This is a genomic window from Nostoc sp. FACHB-110 (assembly GCF_014697425.1).
Taxonomy (GTDB): domain Bacteria; phylum Cyanobacteriota; class Cyanobacteriia; order Cyanobacteriales; family Nostocaceae; genus Nostoc_B.
This window is the reverse complement of the sequence record NZ_JACJRU010000050.1, coordinates 25,232-41,645: the sequence shown is the minus strand read 5'-3', so window position 1 is coordinate 41,645 and position 16,414 is coordinate 25,232. Positions and strand designations below refer to the sequence as shown.

Below are 16,414 nucleotides of genomic sequence, written 5' to 3'. Positions count from 1 at the left end.
AAGTGCCCGATATCCTCTCTTAAACTATGTTTGCTGTATCTACTTTAGACTCACTCACACCCAAATCATTACTTTGAGGTTCTTGATTGTCAGACGAAAGAACCACTACTTCAGTCTCTACTTCTATAGAAGTTGGTAAAACATTAACTGCTTCGGCTCTATGACTACGTTCTTGTAATCGGTTTTCTTCCTCAGCAATTTCAGCTGCACTTAGCTGATGTCCTAGTGGCATAACTTCACCAGGGCCGATCAGCGGACGTAGACCATTCAGTTCTGCCATGATCGCAGTACCGTTGTTGATTACTACCGCTAAAAGTGGATCGAGGGCGAAGAAAATACCGGAGAGCAACGCGCCTAAGTTGGGAACTGCCACGATCATGGTGTTCTGCCAAATAATATCCATTGCTTGACGCGCACATTTAACCGCCATGATTAAGCCGCGCAGGTCATCTTCCATCAATACTACATCGGCTGTTTCTCTAGCGATGTCGGTTGCACCTGCAAAGGATATTGAGGCATCGGCGTAAGCCAAAGCAGCAGAGTCATTAATGCCATCACCGCAGAATGCGACAATTTTACCACTGTCGTGCAATCCTTTAACTACTTCTACTTTCTTTTCTGGGAAAGCTTCAGCAGTGACATGATTGGGATGGATGCCGAGATTATTGGCGATAGAGTGAGCAACCCGTGTCACATCACCTGTGAGCATATGTACAGTAATGCCCATCTCTTTGAGTTCGCGGATGACTTCTTTGCTTTCTGGACGTGGTGGGTCACTATAACGGATCACGCCCAGCAGTCTACCATCACCTGCTATATAAACTAAGGATTGACCACCTGACTTGGCATCGGGATAGCGAATGTCGTATTCCTCCAAATCCACATTTTCTTGCTTCATGAATCGGGGGCTACCGACGAGGATATTTATACCGTCGATTTTGGCGACTGCACCCAGACCAACTTTATATTCCCACTCTTCACATTCTTTAAGGGCAACACCTGTATCTTTAGCGTGATGAACTATTGCCTCAGCAATGGGGTGAGTCAATCCTTTTTCAGCACTAGCCGCGTAACACAAAATTTCTTCTTTGCTGAAGCGGGTTTCCATCACATCAATATCATTAACACCTGCATGACCAATAGTCAGTGTTCCTGTCTTGTCACAAACAACGGTGTCAATGGTTGCTAACATTTCAATCGCGCGACCACTACGAATGAGTACGCCATTGCGAGCCGCATAGGTAAGAACCGAAAGAATTGTCGTCGGTACAGAAACCCGAATGCCTGTACCAAAGTCTAAGGTAAGCAGTGCGATCGCTCGGCTGAGGTTGCCGCTAAAAATGCCCACACCTGTACCAATTAGCAAGGTGGGAATTACCATTTGATTTGCTACTGTTGCAGCGTAGTTCTCAACCCGTGTATCATGCACAGGTGCAGCCTGCATTAAGTTGACAATCACACCAGCACGAGTGTTGTTGCCAACTCGTTCTGATAGGATAGTTAACGTACCATCGACCAATAAGGTAGAAGCAAAGACTTCTTCTCCGGTTGTGCGCGTTACGGGTACTGATTCACCGGTGAGTTTGCACTGGTCAAGAATCCCTGTCCCTTCTACAATAATGCCGTCAACGGGAATCTGGTCGCCAGGATAGACTACGACGTGATCCCCAACAATCACATCTTGAGTGGGAATCTCTACAACTTTTCCATCGCGGATGACAAAGGCAGTCTTGCTCAAGCAATCTAGCAGGTCAAGGGATGCTCTCTCACTACCCCGCGCCGTCATATCCCGGATAGCTTCGCCGCCTTCTACCAAACCTAGCATAAAGGATGGCGCAAAGAAATGTCCCGTCGCTGTGTGCAATGCGATGGCTAAACCATCCAAGAAATCAATAGTTAACTGACGCTCTTGTTGAATAGCATCCCAGGCTCGTTTGAATACTGGAATTGCCCCAACAAATACAACAGCACCAATCAAAACAGGAGGAATTGGCAGCCCAACCATTGCACCCAAACTGAGTACTAAACCTGCTACAGGAAAGCCTAGACGTTCTACAAAGTCTACTTCGTTGTTAGCTTTTTCCTTCTCTTCACCAGTCCATCCTATAGGAACGTCAACCATCGATGCCTGCTGAATTGCACTAAACAATTTCTCTTGAATAGTAGCGATCGCTATCGCAGTTGGCTCGTGATCGTAGTTAAAAATTAATGAACTAGCCTTAGCGTTAATTTGAACTTCAGTGGCAAAATCCAATTTACCCAGAACATACTTTAGCTGTTGAGCATATTCTTCATCCCAGGCAAGTTGAGGAATCCGAATGCGAAACCGCCCTGGAATCCAATGAACTACCTCATAATGTATAGCTTCAGCATGACTTAACGGATAAGTCTCAATAACAGTTATAGCAAGCTTTTCAGCAGTGGTTTGACCTGACATAGGGCTTTCTTTGTGTTTGTATTGGGTTTGTACACATTAAGAAAAATTGCACAGCAGTAGTTAGGCTTGAAATTTTTCGCACAGCCTATCCACAAATAGGACACGTTTACCTGAAATTTCCGAGGTTAAAAGCTAGTAAACAACTATTTCCTACTTCGATTGGTAAAATTGTCAGAATTACTGATAAGCAAGCATTCCGTAACCTAAGATTCTCAAGTCATCAAATACTTACCATAGTAAATTTCTATTACTTTCCTCTTGGTGAAACACGTTTTACAAGCTTTGGAATTTAGGATTATGGAAGATTGTGTTTCTTTCGCCATGTTGCTAGTGGAGTTTGCCGCTAGTTGTCGGCTGATATCCGCCAAAGTTTAGCTCTCAGCTCAACTAAACACAAACAATATTGAGGTTAACAACAAGAGGTTAAGCACATATTTATAGAGTATAGTATCACTCTATTGGTCTACTGCTAATAAACAAAGTTTACAGTATATCACGGCTGAATAAAAACAATGTTTACGAAAGTCAACTCAAGTATGAAGTATGAAGTATGAAGTATGAAACTTTTTTGCTTACTGGCAGCGAGGCCTATGGTAATTTCATCCTTTTTCCTTGACACTTTTTGGGCAAAACCCGTGCTGACTACTTAGAACACATGATTAGACATCATGCCAACCCTTGTATTAAACTTAACTTCTACTCCACTAGGAAACGAACCTCATACCAAGTTGCTTTGTTGAAATAATAGTATTCCTACTCCCTACTCCCTACTCCCACCCTAGGTTACTATCTTTGACTGCAACTTGGGATCAACGCTTGTATTACACGACACAGCAATTTATTTCAGACACAAAAAGTTTCAAGCAAACTGTCTCATTAGTATCAGCATATTTTGGTTTATGTAGACTTCGACTTCTGTAGAAGTAAAGCTGTAACCATACTCTGCGCCTAATTGTACCGTTAACTCTACAAAGTCTTCTCGGTTAGATGCACTTTTTAGCTTCTCTACTAGAGTTGGATTTTGGCTAATCAGTTGGTGGAATTGTTTGATCTGTTTTGACATATTTATCCTCGCTTAACTAGTGCTGAGTTATGAACAGGGTGTAAGGGGTAGGGACTCCGTTCTTAAGAACGGAGTTTCACTTACAGAACTTCGTGTTTTTCGTACTACACAACTAAGAACACATTTTCCCCTTTTTTCTCTCTGAAGGGAGAGGCTTTTACCGGACTTCTCTTCTAGACGCTGTGCTTTCCTGGGCTTTATCTTCCCCTACACCCTACACCCTGCACCCGCCCCGAAGGGGCTTGGTCATGTGTTATTCTCCTTGCCTTGCACTAGAACAGACTACTCGAAAACCAATACCACTACCCGCGTGATCAGCTTTATCCCAATGGCGTTGAGCGGAACGACAAAGGCTGGGGAGACAATACCAAGAACCACCCCGCAAGAGGCGATGCTCTTGAAATTCTGCCTGTTCCCAAACGCTACCGTTACAGGGAGCTTGTTGATAGTTGGTGTGCCAAACATCGGCGCACCACTCCCAGACGTTGCCATGCATATCGCATAGTCCAAATGCGTTAGCAACTTGAAAACTTCCTACTGGTACTGTCCGTTGGCGATATTGACCTACAGGTTCTAAGTTGTAGATATAACTACCGTCGTAATTAGCTAGTTCGGGTGTAATCGTTTCACCAAAATGGAAAGGTGTTGTTGTTCTGGCGCGACAGGCATACTCCCATTCTGCTTCGCTTGGTAAGCGATAATCTCGTTTGGTGAGTTTGGTTAATCTTGCACAAAATTCAATAGCATCGTACCACGAAACTTGTTCTACAGGTTGGTTTTCGCCTTGAGTATGGGCTGGCTCAGGATTGAGAGAGCGATTAATGGTTGGTAAATTCGCTATCGCCCGCCATTGTGACTGAGTAATTGTAAATCTTCCCATACAAAAAGGCTCAATTGTTACCTGATGCAGGGGTTCTTCGTGACTTTCTCGCCCTTGTTCCGTCTCTTGTGAACCCATCCAAAAGACACCCCCTGGCAGGATAATCATATCTAAAGCAATATTCTCTAGTTCTTCCTGGAAGTAGTGAGCTTCACTTCCATAGCAACTAGCCAGTTGTCCCTGCGGATCAACAGTCACTACCTGAAAAATCAAAGTTTGCGCCTTGATTGGTAAAGCTGTTGCAATTTGGGATTGTTCCAGTTCTAAAAGGCTTTGATCTGGAGATCCTGCTTCAATGAGTTCCGGTGTTGGAGATTGAACTTGTAGTTGATTTGTTTGCTCTAGTTGTCCTTGTAAGTCGCTTAATTCATGGTTTAACTCGTCTGATTTTGAAAGCAGACTTGCTAAATCTGATTCTCGATGTTCTAAGGCAGCTAAAAGTTGCTGACATTGTTGGTTTGCTTGTTCTAACTCAAAATGGAGTTGAGCTATGGTTTGGTCTGCTTCTTGAAGCTGAGACTGAAATTGCTGGATTTGTTCACGAGCAGGTTTGAGCGTTGCCCATATCTTTTGTGCCCATTCCAATCTCGCCTGCTCTTTCAAGGAGACTTCTGGAATCAGCGCGATGACTAAAGAGTGCGCTTGGAGATGCCAACCACACACTGAGCAATTCTCGGTTTGATCTGCAACGTATTTATTTTGGCAAACAGGACATCGAGGCATAATAGTTTCCTCTGAACCTGAAGCAGTATTTAAATTGATGAATACCTAGTAAAGAAATTGTACGATGGAATCATAAATATTTCACAAAAGTTTTAAGAAATTATTAACTGAGGAAACTTCGATCCTGCTCTACGAGACGCTACTTTTTGAACAGGGTGTAGGGGAACGCGCTGGTTGTTGGGCTATTTCTTGCCCTACACCCCACACCCGCCCCAATGGGGCTTTGTCAGTTACTTCTTCGGGGGGAACAGGCTCAGGGCATGACTGGGGGCTGGAGACTGGGAGTAAGTATTTGCAATTCCCTAGCATCAGCAGGGGGTTCAGCAGATTTAGTCGGACGTTTAATATCGAGTATAGGTTTTACCATGACTGAATCGAAGTTAGGAACTGCTTGGGCATTAAACAGGGGGCGGAAACTGTTCAACTCGGCAATCAAGGCTGAACCATTACTGACGATGACACCTAAAACTGGATCGAAAGCAAATAAAACGCCTGCAAGAACTACACCAATATTTGGTATGGCGATGAGAGCAGTATTTTGGTAAATAATATCCATTGCTTGTTTGGCGATCGCAATAGCATGAGGTATGCCCCGCAGATCATCATCTAAAAGTACTACATCGGCTGTTTCTCGGGCAATATCAATCCCACTAGCAAAAGAAATAGAAACATCCGCATGTGCTAAAGCTGCCGCATCATTGATACCTTCCCCGATGAAAACCACAGTCCGCTCTTGGCTTTGGAGTTGGCGAATCACTTCGACTTTTTGATCGGGAAATGATTCTGCATAAACATGACTACTTTTAATGCCCAAATCCTGCGCTACATGATTAGCAACTCGTTGGCTATCGCCACTTAACATATAGGTCTGCTGACCTTGATTTTCAAGGGTAGCAATCACTTGGGCACTTTCGGGACGTACGGGGTCTGTATATAAAATCACTCCTAACAACTCGCCACCCATAGCCACATAGACTGTAGATTCGCTACCTGTTCTTACCCCTGGATGAAGTTGATGAATGGAATTAACATCAATGCCTTCTTGCAGCATGAGACGATGACTACCTGCCAAAATCCGTTGTCCAGAAATTTGGGCAACAACACCTAAGCCAATGCGATAATCCCAAGCTTCACAAGGTCGAGTTTTGATATTATTTTCTTGGGCATGGCGCAGAATCGCACTAGCGACAGGATGAGTGTTACCTTGTTCTGCCGATGCGGCAACTTGTAAGACATAAGCTGAAGAGATTTCTGTACTTGCGGTTTTAATTGCCACAACTTCAGCATTACCTTGAGTAAGCGTCCCAGTTTTGTCAAAAACAACTGTATCTGTCCGTGCTAGGATTTCCAAGGCACGTCCGCTACGGATGTAGATCCCATGCCGGGCAGCATAGGTAAGTGCCGCTAGAACTGTAGAAGGTACGGCAATGCGAATGCTGTGGCTAAAATCGAGGTGAAGAGGAGCAAGAGATCGGGATACATCTCTGGTAATCGCAAAAATTGCGCCGCTTAATAGCAGGGTTGGGACAATGGTCGCATCAGCAACTTTGGCGGCATAATCTTCAACGCGTGTGTCATGAACTGGAGCAGATTGCAAGAGTTCGACTGTCAATCCTAAACGGGTATTTTTGCCAATTCGTTTTGTTAATATACAGATTTTGCCTTCTAACAACAAAGTAGAGGCGTGAACTACCTGTCCTTCAGAGCGAGAAACTAACGTAGACTCTCCGGTGAGTTTATGTTCATCAATTAATGCTGTACCCCGCAGTACTCTCCCACTCACTGGAATCATTTCACCAGGATAGACAATAACGCGATCGCCTTTTTGCACATCTTTCAGAGGAACCTGCACCTCTTGTCCGTCCCGTTCCACCTTGGCAAATTTATCCATTCCCATGAACAAATCCATAAATTGCCTCTCTGAAGCGCGGGCGGTGGCATCTCGCAGCGCGTCCCCTGTTTCCATTAAACTCAACATCAGTGATGGGCCGACAAAGTCTCCTTTAATGGTGTAAAGACCTAGCCAAAGTGCATCAAGAATATCCGCGTCTAGTCGTCGTTCTTTGACAGTTATTTCTATCAGCCTAGTCACAAAGGGTGCAGCAGCCACAGCAATTAAGCCACCAATCACTAAACCTGGGATAGGTAGGGTAAACTGGCTAGAAAGCACAGCCAAACCTAAACTGACCATAGGTAGTCCCAGCCGTTCCATCCAATCGATTTCTGGTCTTAGTTCTGTTTTTATTGGCACTGTCCCCGGTGGCAGCTCAACGGCGCTAGCTTGTTGAATGCTATTTAACAAGCTTTTTTGTACCGTTGTTACAGACACATCGGGTTCATAGTAGACAATTAACGAGCTAGATGGTTGGTTGATCCGCACACTAACAACAAAATCAAAAGATTCTATCAGCCAAGTCAGCGAACTTGCATATTCTGGATCATCGGTTAGTCGAGGTATCCGAATCCGAAGTCGCTCCTCGGTAATGTGGACAATTTCATAATCTATTTCCTGAAATTGATTTTTTATCGGAATTTTATATTCTGTTGGCGTGGGCATAAAATCTTACCTCTTAAAAAGTATTAACGTGTATCAGTTGGAAGTGTAAAGAATAAAGGATGAAATAAATCAATATAATATGCCGAACAATGAAAATTATCGTCAAGGGGTATAAGTAGGTCGGCGTAAATAATCAATGTTGGGATAAGGCAGGGGGCAGGGGGCAGGGAGCAGGGGGAGAAAGAGTTTGAGCATTATTTACTTTTCTTCACACAGTTTGGTTTTATTGCACAGACTTACTTAAGTAAGTCTGTACAATAAAACCAAACTATAAGAATCCGGTTTGATTTTTGAATCTAGTTTTATAGGTAGGGAAGGAAAGAAGATTGGTCTGGGTGTACTGATTTTTTTCATAAATCAAATATGAGTCCTCTATGTAAATAAAAGTAAATCAGGCTCAAACTCTTTCTCTCCCTGTCCCCTGCCCCCTACCTGGTCACAAAAATATTTATTTCAGCACCTACTCAATGCTGAGTACTCATTCATGAATGGGGAAAATACTCAGTATTGTTTATTACACTGCCCGAGAAATGGTTATTCTGGTAATGTCTCTTAAATTTTTAATTACAAACACACAGCATTGCCAATCCTTCTTCCGGAGTAAATACTTTTCCTCCTTACGGTATGAAAAATTAGCCGAGGGATACTGTTATAATTTTGCTAACTTTTAGATACTCTTAACTTAAAATTATGCCATAAAAGATGTTATTTGATTGATACAAAGCTTTTACAACATGGTTAAGTTGGCATTATGAATAAAAACTAAATTTATCAAATTTTTGTGATCAGTAACTTCTAGAAGATTTTGATTAGATTAGCCTTAGGATAACTCATAGTATAGACTCTGCGGAAGTAAAAATTTTACTTCAGTTGATCAGCCTGTTGTAGCTAGGTTTTGCAGTTTCTCACTAAAATGAATATCAGCTTTGAGATAATGGTCAGTTAAAATTTTGGGTGCAATATTCTCATTTCCTGTGTAGAGGAATCCTCAAGAAAGATAAACAGATAATATCGATGTCATCAGAGTAATCTGTGATGACGCAGGCTTCAGTAGCAGAGAAATGCTTTCGCTTTTTAAAGTTTGTGTAATACTTCATAGTACTCATATTATATATAAGTATAGAAGTTTACAATATAATACTAAGAAAGTGTGAAGAAAGATTACTAGAGTTTTTGTTTTGCTATATTTTCTATAGTATCCATAAAAAATATAGCCTCAGTTAGTTATTTGGTAACTTTTATGTCCTTTATTGCCATTGATAGGGTTAGTATCCAGCCCAACAGGCGTCCTCTGAACGACCAAAAAGTTGCTGAGTTGATGCAATCTATTAAGGCGAACGGACTCTTGAACCCTATAACCCTCGATCAAAATTTCAATCTAGTTGCAGGGTTGCACCGCCTAACTGCTTGCAAGCTTTTGGGGCTGGAACAGATTGAATACAGGATTATTACTTATCAAGACTTAGACCATACCAGATTGGCTGAAATCGATGAAAACCTCATTCGTAATGAACTAGAAGCCTTAGAACGAGCTGAACTCTGGCTAGAGAGAGACCAAATTTTAGAGCGGATAGGTCTGCGTGCTCAATCTGGCGAGAACCAATACACCAAAAAAGGGGGTGAAATTGATTCACCCCCTACTAAAACGACAGTACAACTAGCTCAAGAGGCAGGTTATAACAAGCGGACATATCAACTAGGAAAGCAAATTGCTAAAAATATTGACCCAGAAGTTAAGGAGGTGATTAAGAAAACACCTATTGCCAAAAGTCATTCAACTTTGCTAAAAATAGCCAGAGCAGGTAGTCAGGAACGCGAACAGGCAGAACAGGCAGAACAAAAAGCACAAGAAGCAAAACGTCAGCAAAAGCAAGAAGAAATGGAAACACAAGCTAAGTTAGCAGCAGAGGCTAGAACTAAGCTTAAAGAAAAGCAATTGATTGCACTACAAAGCTCTACTGCTCAAAAACAGGCAAAACAGTCTATAAAATCTACAAAACCACAAGTTGAAAAAAAAATCAATACTACTCCAATTCTACCAGGGGCAGAACTAGGAGATGAGTGGATACTTGGTAGGCATTTAATTTACTGTGGTGATACGGCTGAGGATAAATTTATTGAACTTCTTCCTTCCAATGCGGCTTTAGCGATCGCTACTCTTTCATCTGAGTGGAATCATGATTATCTCATTGATGAAGCTCATATCGTCGCTGTACTAGCTCGTGAAGGATATATCCAAGATTTTTGTGTTCGCCATCATATGCCCTTTAGATTTGAGTGGGTCTTGGGTGAATTATACGTCGGGATTTACTCTCAAGATCCCATTCTCAAACCAGAGAAGCCTGTTGGTATTGAGGGTGTAGAAGGAATTGTAGCTTATTTAATCAGTTTGTATACAAAACATGATAACTTTGTGCTTGCACCTTCTTTGGGAAACGCTGAATTATTAATTGCCTGTGAAAGGATGGGACGCATCTGCTTTGCTGGTGACAAAGCTACAGAAAATGTTGATCGGGCGATAGCTCGGTGGCAAAAGTGGACAGGACAAGAAGCAAAAAGGGAAAAACACTGTTATACGTAATACAATTTTACGAAATATCTGATACACATGAGCAATACCTAATTCTTTCCACTTGCCCCCTGCCGCCTGCTGTCTATGTGTATCAATACTTAAAGTGAAACGGTATAATAAGTCTACAAATAAAAAACCTTCTATTATTTTTGTTGAGCTTGACTGTTAAATGTCAAGTGTCAACAAAATCAATTAGTTTTTACTAAGCGAAAGTTATGAATAATTGAACTTTCGCTTCTTTAATATTGCAAGTCCAGTAGTCTATAATATCGTAATTCGTGAGGAGAAACTATCACTAGAATTACTCAGACTGCTGTTTTTTTATTTTTAAAATCCGTTATAAGGCTCAGTAGATAAAGCAAGAAAGGTAATTATACCTTCAATAATTGCAGGCAGACTAAGGAATTTGTGATTCACAAGTTAGAAAATTATCTATCGTTCACTTTACTCGGAGGCTTGCAGAAATATGGCATTTATTAAAGTTGATAATATGGTCATTAATACCACTTACATTGCTGCTGTCAGGCTAGAAGGTCAAGACACCTTTGGAGAAGAAAAAGTTTCTTTATTAATTGCAATCCCTACTTTTCCTCTGAATCAAAAAGAAAAGACCTCTACCACTTCTACTAATTTTTATCAGTATGAATGGGTCGAATTTCATGGTTTTGCTGCCATTGCGCTGCAAGACTACTTCAGCAGCTTTAACAATGTGATTGATTTAATGCCCCAAAATAACCGACGAGTGCTATCCAATTCTAAGGAATGTTTGGGAAGTTAAGTTAAATCTCGCGCAAAAAAGGAATATATACTCATGAAAGATGCAGAGTCTAAAGAATGTGGACTTATCTGATCCACATTCTTTAGTGTCTTTAGCATGATCATCTGTCATTGATATCCAAGAATGATTACAAAGCTAAGGCATCAGGAAATATTCATACACCCCAGTGATGATAACTAAAGATCCGGAAAGGATACCAGCCCAAAGTCCAGATATCTTGGTCGTAAAGCGATCTCCGAGAAAGTACCCGCCTGATATTCCCAACCAGCTGAGGATAAAAACTAAAAAAGTGGTAATAGCCACATTTAAGTTAGAAATCCCACCACCCAAGCCTGAACCTAGATTATTGAGAGTCAAGCCAAATGCCAGAGCAATAGATTCTTGCACATCAATATAACCTGAGTGGTCTAAATCTGCTTTTTCAGGATCTTCCAAGAATTTTTCGTAAGAAAATTCGTGCAAGAATTCTTGTGAAACATTGTGATGGGAGCTATGAGATATCGTCCGGTTGGAACCTGCGGCAACTAAAAATCTCATTTCTTGACGCATCTTGATTTTTCTGCGTTGGCGTTTGAGTGTTTTCCAAATACTCCAAATACCGACGGCTATCAAGATAAAGCTACCTAAAGCATTGGCGACATTGATAGACAAGTAATTCTTAATGTCATGGCCGACAGAAATCGCTAGATATGTGCCAATTGCGGAAACTAAACCAATAAATAGGTTAGTAAGCCAGCCGATTTGGAGTTTTTTTATTCCGTAAGCGATACCAACCGCAAAATTATCGACGTTAACGGCGATCGCAAGTAATAGAGCAGATAGGATATGCATATAAAGGATAAAGAAGTGAAAATTGTTGAACAGTAGAGTTACATCAGTCCAGAAATAATACTCATCCCTAGAGTGAAAATGACGCTGTAGAAAAAGAATGACATGACTGTATGTCCTAAAACTAATCGTCGCATAGCAGATGTGACAATTGCTGTGTCTGAAGTTTGGGAGGTCATACCCAGGGTAAATGTGAAATACACAAAGTCCAAATAGTCAGGCGGTTCTCCACTGGAAAAATCTAGCCCGCCGATATATTCTGTCTCTGGAGCAAAAGAAGGCTTACGGTAATAAAATGCGGCATAATGCAACACAAAGGTAGTGTGCATCAGTAGCCAAGAACAGATAATTGCCACTATGGACAGCCCAACTTCAGGAGTAAAAGTATCTTTATGTTTTGCTAGCACTGCTGCAATAATAAACAAACTAGCAAAAGCTACAAAAACAACCAAAATAAAAATTGCCAAATGGTCAATTTCCTCTCGCTGTGCGCGATTGCGTGTCTGTTCATGATTCGCGCCAATCATCATTAAACCTACTAGTATGAGAAAAAATAAAACTCCCGTATCCCAAGCAGCAAGCAGGCGAAATTCCAAGCTTGCAGGCGATATCAACAGAAAAACAACTCCGCCTAGTAGCAACGATAACAGCAAACGAGATTTGGAATTTTCCATCAGACTCAGTAAAATGCTAAATCCCATAACTTTTTATCCCAATGATCATCATCAATCCACCACTTCAAATCAGCCCCGATGCTACATTTACGCCCGAAGCTAAAATCACCATATAGAAGAAAAAAGAAATTATTCCATGTCCTATAGCAAGCCTTCGTATTCCCAAGCCTGGAAGCGAAACATCTGAGGTTTGAGCTGTCATCCCGATAGTGAAAGAGAAATACATAAAGTCCCAATAGTCAGGTAGTTCATCCCCTGGAAAACTCAAGCCACCAACATATCCTGTCTCCTCGTTCAAGAAATCTGGATAGTAGTAGCAGGTAGCATAGTGGAGGGCAAATATGGTGTGAGTCAGAAACCAAGAACAGATGACAGCGACTAAAGACAGCGCAATTTTCAGTGCTAAGGTAGATTCAGGAATATTTTTGCTGTCGTTCATTGCTTGCATTAGCCCAATTGCAAAGATACTTGTGCAGGCAGTAATGACTACTAAAAGAAAAACAGCTAAATGTTGCGCTTCTTGGCGTTGAGCGCGATAACGCGTTTTTTGGGGAGTTGCGCTGCACATCATCAATACTACTAATGTCAAAAAGCAAAAAACTCCTAAAATCCAAGCTGTGAGAATGCGATTGGCTAAATGTAGGGTATTTGGCAGTCGTAAAAAAACTGTCATTCCCAACATAATACTTAACCCCAGTCGGGTTTTTGAATCTAAATGCGAGAGCAAACTATGTCCAAATAAAAGACCACTCATCAATACTCTACTCTTCGACCTCAGAGAAGAGTTAGTATTTTGATGGGGTTCAGGATCAGATGTCTTGTGTTGTGTAGTTTTCACAGTTTTTACATCTCACTATTTTTCTCAATATGAAATGCAATTTTCATAGGTCTTAATTGATATTCGGCTAGGAGATCGCTAACTCACTATCAAGACAGCTGGATTATTGACACCAGCCATCGAAAAGCCTATTAAATTGAGTAAATTATTGCTTGCCTATGACAATTACGAGAGCTTAATAATACATTAGTGCTGAAACTACTTAATAGCTCTTAGTCTTCACTCTGAAACAAGATTACAAAATCTGGTTACGCTTAAGAAAATTATATGATATGAGCTTCAAAATAACAAAAATATCTCAACTGATTTTTATTTAGCATTACATTAATCACAACAATCATCAAGCATGATTGATGACATACCAAAAAGCTATTAGCTTTAGCTGATTTGAGAAGTTAGACAACCATTAAAATTGCGCCATGCATACTGGAGATATGGCACTTTGAGCGATCGCTAGCTATGATATACGCTTGACAATCTTACTACTATGTTCATTAAGTAAAGTTAACATTTACTATAATATATATAGGTATACTAATTAACATTTTTAGACTTAACAATTTTTCATTGATAGACCATCATAATTACTTGTATCGTTAGTGGTATAGATGTAGAATCAAACTCAAGAAGAGATTCTTCCTATCTGCTAATATCTTTCGTGTAACCACCGTCAAGGGTGTGCAGTATTCTGTTTCCATTTTTCTATACATGGTTTAATAAAGTAAAGCCAAATCAGACTTGATGATGTTTGGAAATCAATACCGTCACCTGTAGCGTATGGTGGCGAATACGAATCATGATTAGCGATATACCTTTTTTGGAGGCTATTTAGAATGTTTGAACTAGAAGCTTTATTGCTCGGACTAGAGCCAATGACTGCTGCGGTAATTGGGGTTGGGGCACTGGCTATTGCACCTATCGTTGGTGCTGTAGATGCTGCAACAGGTCACAATTTATCTGACTCAGCGCGCTCAACAGCTAAAACTGGATTAATTTGGGCTTTTGAAGCCTTTGACAAAGTACAAGCTAGTGCTGCTGAAGCTTCCGAATCCTTCCAAGATTTGATTGCAGAAGCTAAATCTGATATCAGGGCTTCCAAGAATGGCAAAACTGAAGTAGCTCCCCGTGAAGTAACGATTGGATAAGCTCTCAAGAGTAAACAGTTGCTTAATTTGTGAAAAGTTACAAAGCGCAAAGTCCGAGCGAAGGAAACCTCGCTAGACACCCGAAGGGTGTCTAGCCAACAGGCATCTGTTAGCAACGCAGCAGCGTCTGTTTGTAAGAAATGACTTGTTGTTAGTTGAAAAATTAGGGGTGTGAGGGAGTAAGAGTGTAGGGGTATAGGGTCACTCCATGAATAACAGGACTTACGCAATAACGAAAATATGTTATCCCTGCGTAAGTCTTAAATCAATTAAGACGGCTCAAACCTTTTGAGTGCAAAGGGTTACATAAACTTTCCCTTAAAGTTCATATCCTCATACTCTTACACCCCTTCTCAAGCATTCGTCCGTCTTGAAGTTGTTACACATTTTAATTGCACATTGTTTAGCCTTCGCAGACTCCTAAAGGATGGCAGCTAAACTTCGTCAGAAAGGGGCTTGTGATCCTATGTAGCTAGTGCAATTAATTATATTTTTTACTCAGTTCTAGAAAAAAGTGAATGATAACGCCAGTTGCACGCCACTTGCTACAACGGGGAGAACCCCCCTTCGGGTTTCAAGTCGGCGAAGCCGCCCAACGGACTGCTCACCGCAACGCAGTGGCTCCTCCACAGTCGGGAAACCCGCCCAGAATGCTGGCTCATCCTTGTATGAAACCATCAATCAAAATCCCATTCCTTCAAAGCAGTTACCATCTTTACAACAAGCTGTGTGAATGACTGCCAAACTTGGCGGCTTTTTAGGTCATAAAACTGATTTTCATTTTGCTTCGATATCTTAATTCATCCCGCATTTATGCAACGCCACAAAAACAACTTCTTCTCAAAGGAGACATCATGCTAGATCATCCAGATTTCTTAAATGTGCGTAAGTTAGCATTTGCTCTTGCCATTGGGCCATTAGGTTTGCTGTTGCTATTCTTGATTCTTGACGTTACACTGCCTCACGGTAAATTATTGCAAGTTTCAGAGCGATCGTGCTTGACAAGTGCGATGACAGCAAGTGTTACAAACCTGAAGACAAATAAGTGCGAGAATTGACCAAGCCCCTTTGGGGTGGGGTGTGAGGTATAGAGGAATCTCACTAAGAAAGCGTGAAACCCAGTCTTGGCAGGGTGTAGGGTGTAGTGTTGAAGACAATTAAATTTTAATTGCGCTTGGGAGTTCACATCTTCTTAATTCCCACACCCTCCAAGCCTACTATATCAAGGGTTTCCGCTTAACTTAGTGGCATTCGGGTGTGGGGTGTAGGGGAAAAGATAACTCCAACAACCGCCTTTATTACAAGCCCCGTATGAGTCAAGATGATTGCACCATCTGGGGTATCCTCGCTTCCTCCAAAACCTCAAGTATTTGATGCACAAGCTAATTATCCATCACCACGGCTACTCTACCTACAACCGGGGTGAGAGAATTTCTTGGACATAGGACACAAAGAGAATTTTTAATTTTCTTCTGCCTATATAGTGATGGAACACTAATTATGGTAAATATATTTCCACGAATTCCATTCTCACAATTTAAGATTGGTAAATGGGGTTCTCAGATAGAAGACGAGAAGTGGATATCTACACAACCGATCGCCACAACAACAGCAGCAGTAATGCAGATTTTAGCAACTGTACCTAGAATTGCATATTGCCGTCCAAACTTGATTAAACATTCTCAGTCTAAGTTTATCCTCAGAGATGGAACGGTAGTTAAAACCTGGAAAAGCCCATTGTTTAGAGACGATTGTATATTTTTAGCTGATCCTGATGGAAAAATGATCTATGGCGGCTGTGTTTGGAAACACAAAGAACAACTCCAAGATGCCATAGAACTAATTAGTATAAAGTTTACTTAGTCAGCTTTTTCATCCTAAGTACTGCAAAATTTATTTTTTGGCTCAATTATTGGAGC

The 16,414-nt window shown here is 41.2% G+C and carries 13 protein-coding genes; 6 read left to right on the top strand and 7 right to left on the bottom strand.

The annotated features are described in order from the left end of the window. Positions 1–19 precede the first annotated feature (19 nt). The 4 genes from H6G69_RS29325 to H6G69_RS29310 form a co-directional block, all read right to left on the bottom strand. The gene (locus H6G69_RS29325) at positions 20–2,437 is read right to left on the bottom strand and encodes a heavy metal translocating P-type ATPase (protein ID WP_190692642.1); all 2,418 of its coding nucleotides are present in this window, start codon (positions 2,435–2,437) and stop codon (positions 20–22) included. Positions 2,438–3,296: 859 nt separating this feature from the next. Beyond that, positions 3,297–3,500 (bottom strand): Nif11-like leader peptide family natural product precursor, encoded by a 204-nt coding sequence (locus H6G69_RS29320; RefSeq protein WP_190692641.1) that lies wholly within the window; start codon positions 3,498–3,500, stop codon positions 3,297–3,299. A 253-nt stretch (positions 3,501–3,753) separates the two neighbouring features. Beyond that, positions 3,754–5,103, bottom strand: coding sequence for a formylglycine-generating enzyme family protein (locus H6G69_RS29315; RefSeq protein ID WP_190692640.1), 1,350 nt, complete (start codon positions 5,101–5,103; stop codon positions 3,754–3,756). 253 nt (positions 5,104–5,356) lie between these two features. Further along, the gene (locus H6G69_RS29310; protein WP_190692639.1) at positions 5,357–7,660 is read right to left on the bottom strand and encodes a heavy metal translocating P-type ATPase; all 2,304 of its coding nucleotides are present in this window, start codon (positions 7,658–7,660) and stop codon (positions 5,357–5,359) included. A 1,240-nt stretch (positions 7,661–8,900) separates the two neighbouring features. Between H6G69_RS29310 and H6G69_RS29305 the strand changes: the two genes are divergently transcribed. After that, a complete protein-coding gene (locus H6G69_RS29305) occupies positions 8,901–10,241 on the top strand; it encodes a ParB/RepB/Spo0J family partition protein (RefSeq protein ID WP_190692638.1) in 1,341 nt (446 codons plus the stop codon). A 457-nt stretch (positions 10,242–10,698) separates the two neighbouring features. After that, the gene (locus tag H6G69_RS29300) at positions 10,699–11,010 is read left to right on the top strand and encodes a hypothetical protein (protein WP_190692637.1); all 312 of its coding nucleotides are present in this window, start codon (positions 10,699–10,701) and stop codon (positions 11,008–11,010) included. A 135-nt stretch (positions 11,011–11,145) separates the two neighbouring features. Here H6G69_RS29300 and ytaF read toward each other — a convergent pair whose 3' ends face one another. Genes ytaF through H6G69_RS29285 form a run of 3 tightly spaced genes read right to left on the bottom strand, consistent with a single transcriptional unit; the run spans position 11,146 to position 13,350 of the window. Next, positions 11,146–11,841, bottom strand: a complete 696-nt coding sequence (gene ytaF / locus H6G69_RS29295) for a sporulation membrane protein YtaF (protein ID WP_190692636.1) — start codon at positions 11,839–11,841, stop codon at positions 11,146–11,148. Positions 11,842–11,879: 38 nt separating this feature from the next. After that, entirely contained in the window at positions 11,880–12,539 is a 660-nt protein-coding gene (locus tag H6G69_RS29290; RefSeq protein WP_190692635.1) for a DUF1345 domain-containing protein, read from the bottom strand. A gap of 37 nt (positions 12,540–12,576) precedes the next feature. Continuing rightward, positions 12,577–13,350, bottom strand: a complete 774-nt coding sequence (locus tag H6G69_RS29285) for a DUF1345 domain-containing protein (protein WP_190692634.1) — start codon at positions 13,348–13,350, stop codon at positions 12,577–12,579. 833 nt (positions 13,351–14,183) lie between these two features. Here H6G69_RS29285 and H6G69_RS29280 point away from each other — a divergent pair. The 4 genes from H6G69_RS29280 (at position 14,184) to H6G69_RS29265 (ending at position 16,358) form a co-directional block, all read left to right on the top strand. After that, the gene (locus H6G69_RS29280) at positions 14,184–14,495 is read left to right on the top strand and encodes a DUF5132 domain-containing protein (RefSeq protein ID WP_190692633.1); all 312 of its coding nucleotides are present in this window, start codon (positions 14,184–14,186) and stop codon (positions 14,493–14,495) included. Between the two features lie 518 nt (positions 14,496–15,013). Continuing rightward, on the top strand, positions 15,014–15,232 hold the full coding sequence (locus H6G69_RS29275) for a hypothetical protein (protein WP_190692632.1): 219 nt from the start codon (positions 15,014–15,016) through the stop codon (positions 15,230–15,232). A gap of 117 nt (positions 15,233–15,349) precedes the next feature. Next, a complete protein-coding gene (locus H6G69_RS29270; RefSeq protein ID WP_206757652.1) occupies positions 15,350–15,553 on the top strand; it encodes a hypothetical protein in 204 nt (67 codons plus the stop codon). A 442-nt stretch (positions 15,554–15,995) separates the two neighbouring features. Then, a complete protein-coding gene (locus tag H6G69_RS29265; RefSeq protein WP_190692630.1) occupies positions 15,996–16,358 on the top strand; it encodes a hypothetical protein in 363 nt (120 codons plus the stop codon). Positions 16,359–16,414 lie beyond the last annotated feature (56 nt).

Coding starts and splice junctions, on each gene's coding strand:
- ytaF (WP_190692636.1), bottom strand. CDS start 11,841: ATGCATATCCTATCTGCTCTATTACTTGCGATCGCCGTTAACGTCGAT.
- H6G69_RS29300 (WP_190692637.1), top strand. CDS start 10,699: ATGGCATTTATTAAAGTTGATAATATGGTCATTAATACCACTTACATT.
- H6G69_RS29275 (WP_190692632.1), top strand. CDS start 15,014: ATGATAACGCCAGTTGCACGCCACTTGCTACAACGGGGAGAACCCCCC.
- H6G69_RS29310 (WP_190692639.1), bottom strand. CDS start 7,660: ATGCCCACGCCAACAGAATATAAAATTCCGATAAAAAATCAATTTCAG.
- H6G69_RS29290 (WP_190692635.1), bottom strand. CDS start 12,539: ATGGGATTTAGCATTTTACTGAGTCTGATGGAAAATTCCAAATCTCGT.
- H6G69_RS29280 (WP_190692633.1), top strand. CDS start 14,184: ATGTTTGAACTAGAAGCTTTATTGCTCGGACTAGAGCCAATGACTGCT.
- H6G69_RS29265 (WP_190692630.1), top strand. CDS start 15,996: ATGGTAAATATATTTCCACGAATTCCATTCTCACAATTTAAGATTGGT.
- H6G69_RS29320 (WP_190692641.1), bottom strand. CDS start 3,500: ATGTCAAAACAGATCAAACAATTCCACCAACTGATTAGCCAAAATCCA.
- H6G69_RS29305 (WP_190692638.1), top strand. CDS start 8,901: ATGTCCTTTATTGCCATTGATAGGGTTAGTATCCAGCCCAACAGGCGT.
- H6G69_RS29315 (WP_190692640.1), bottom strand. CDS start 5,103: ATGCCTCGATGTCCTGTTTGCCAAAATAAATACGTTGCAGATCAAACC.
- H6G69_RS29325 (WP_190692642.1), bottom strand. CDS start 2,437: ATGTCAGGTCAAACCACTGCTGAAAAGCTTGCTATAACTGTTATTGAG.
- H6G69_RS29270 (WP_206757652.1), top strand. CDS start 15,350: ATGCTAGATCATCCAGATTTCTTAAATGTGCGTAAGTTAGCATTTGCT.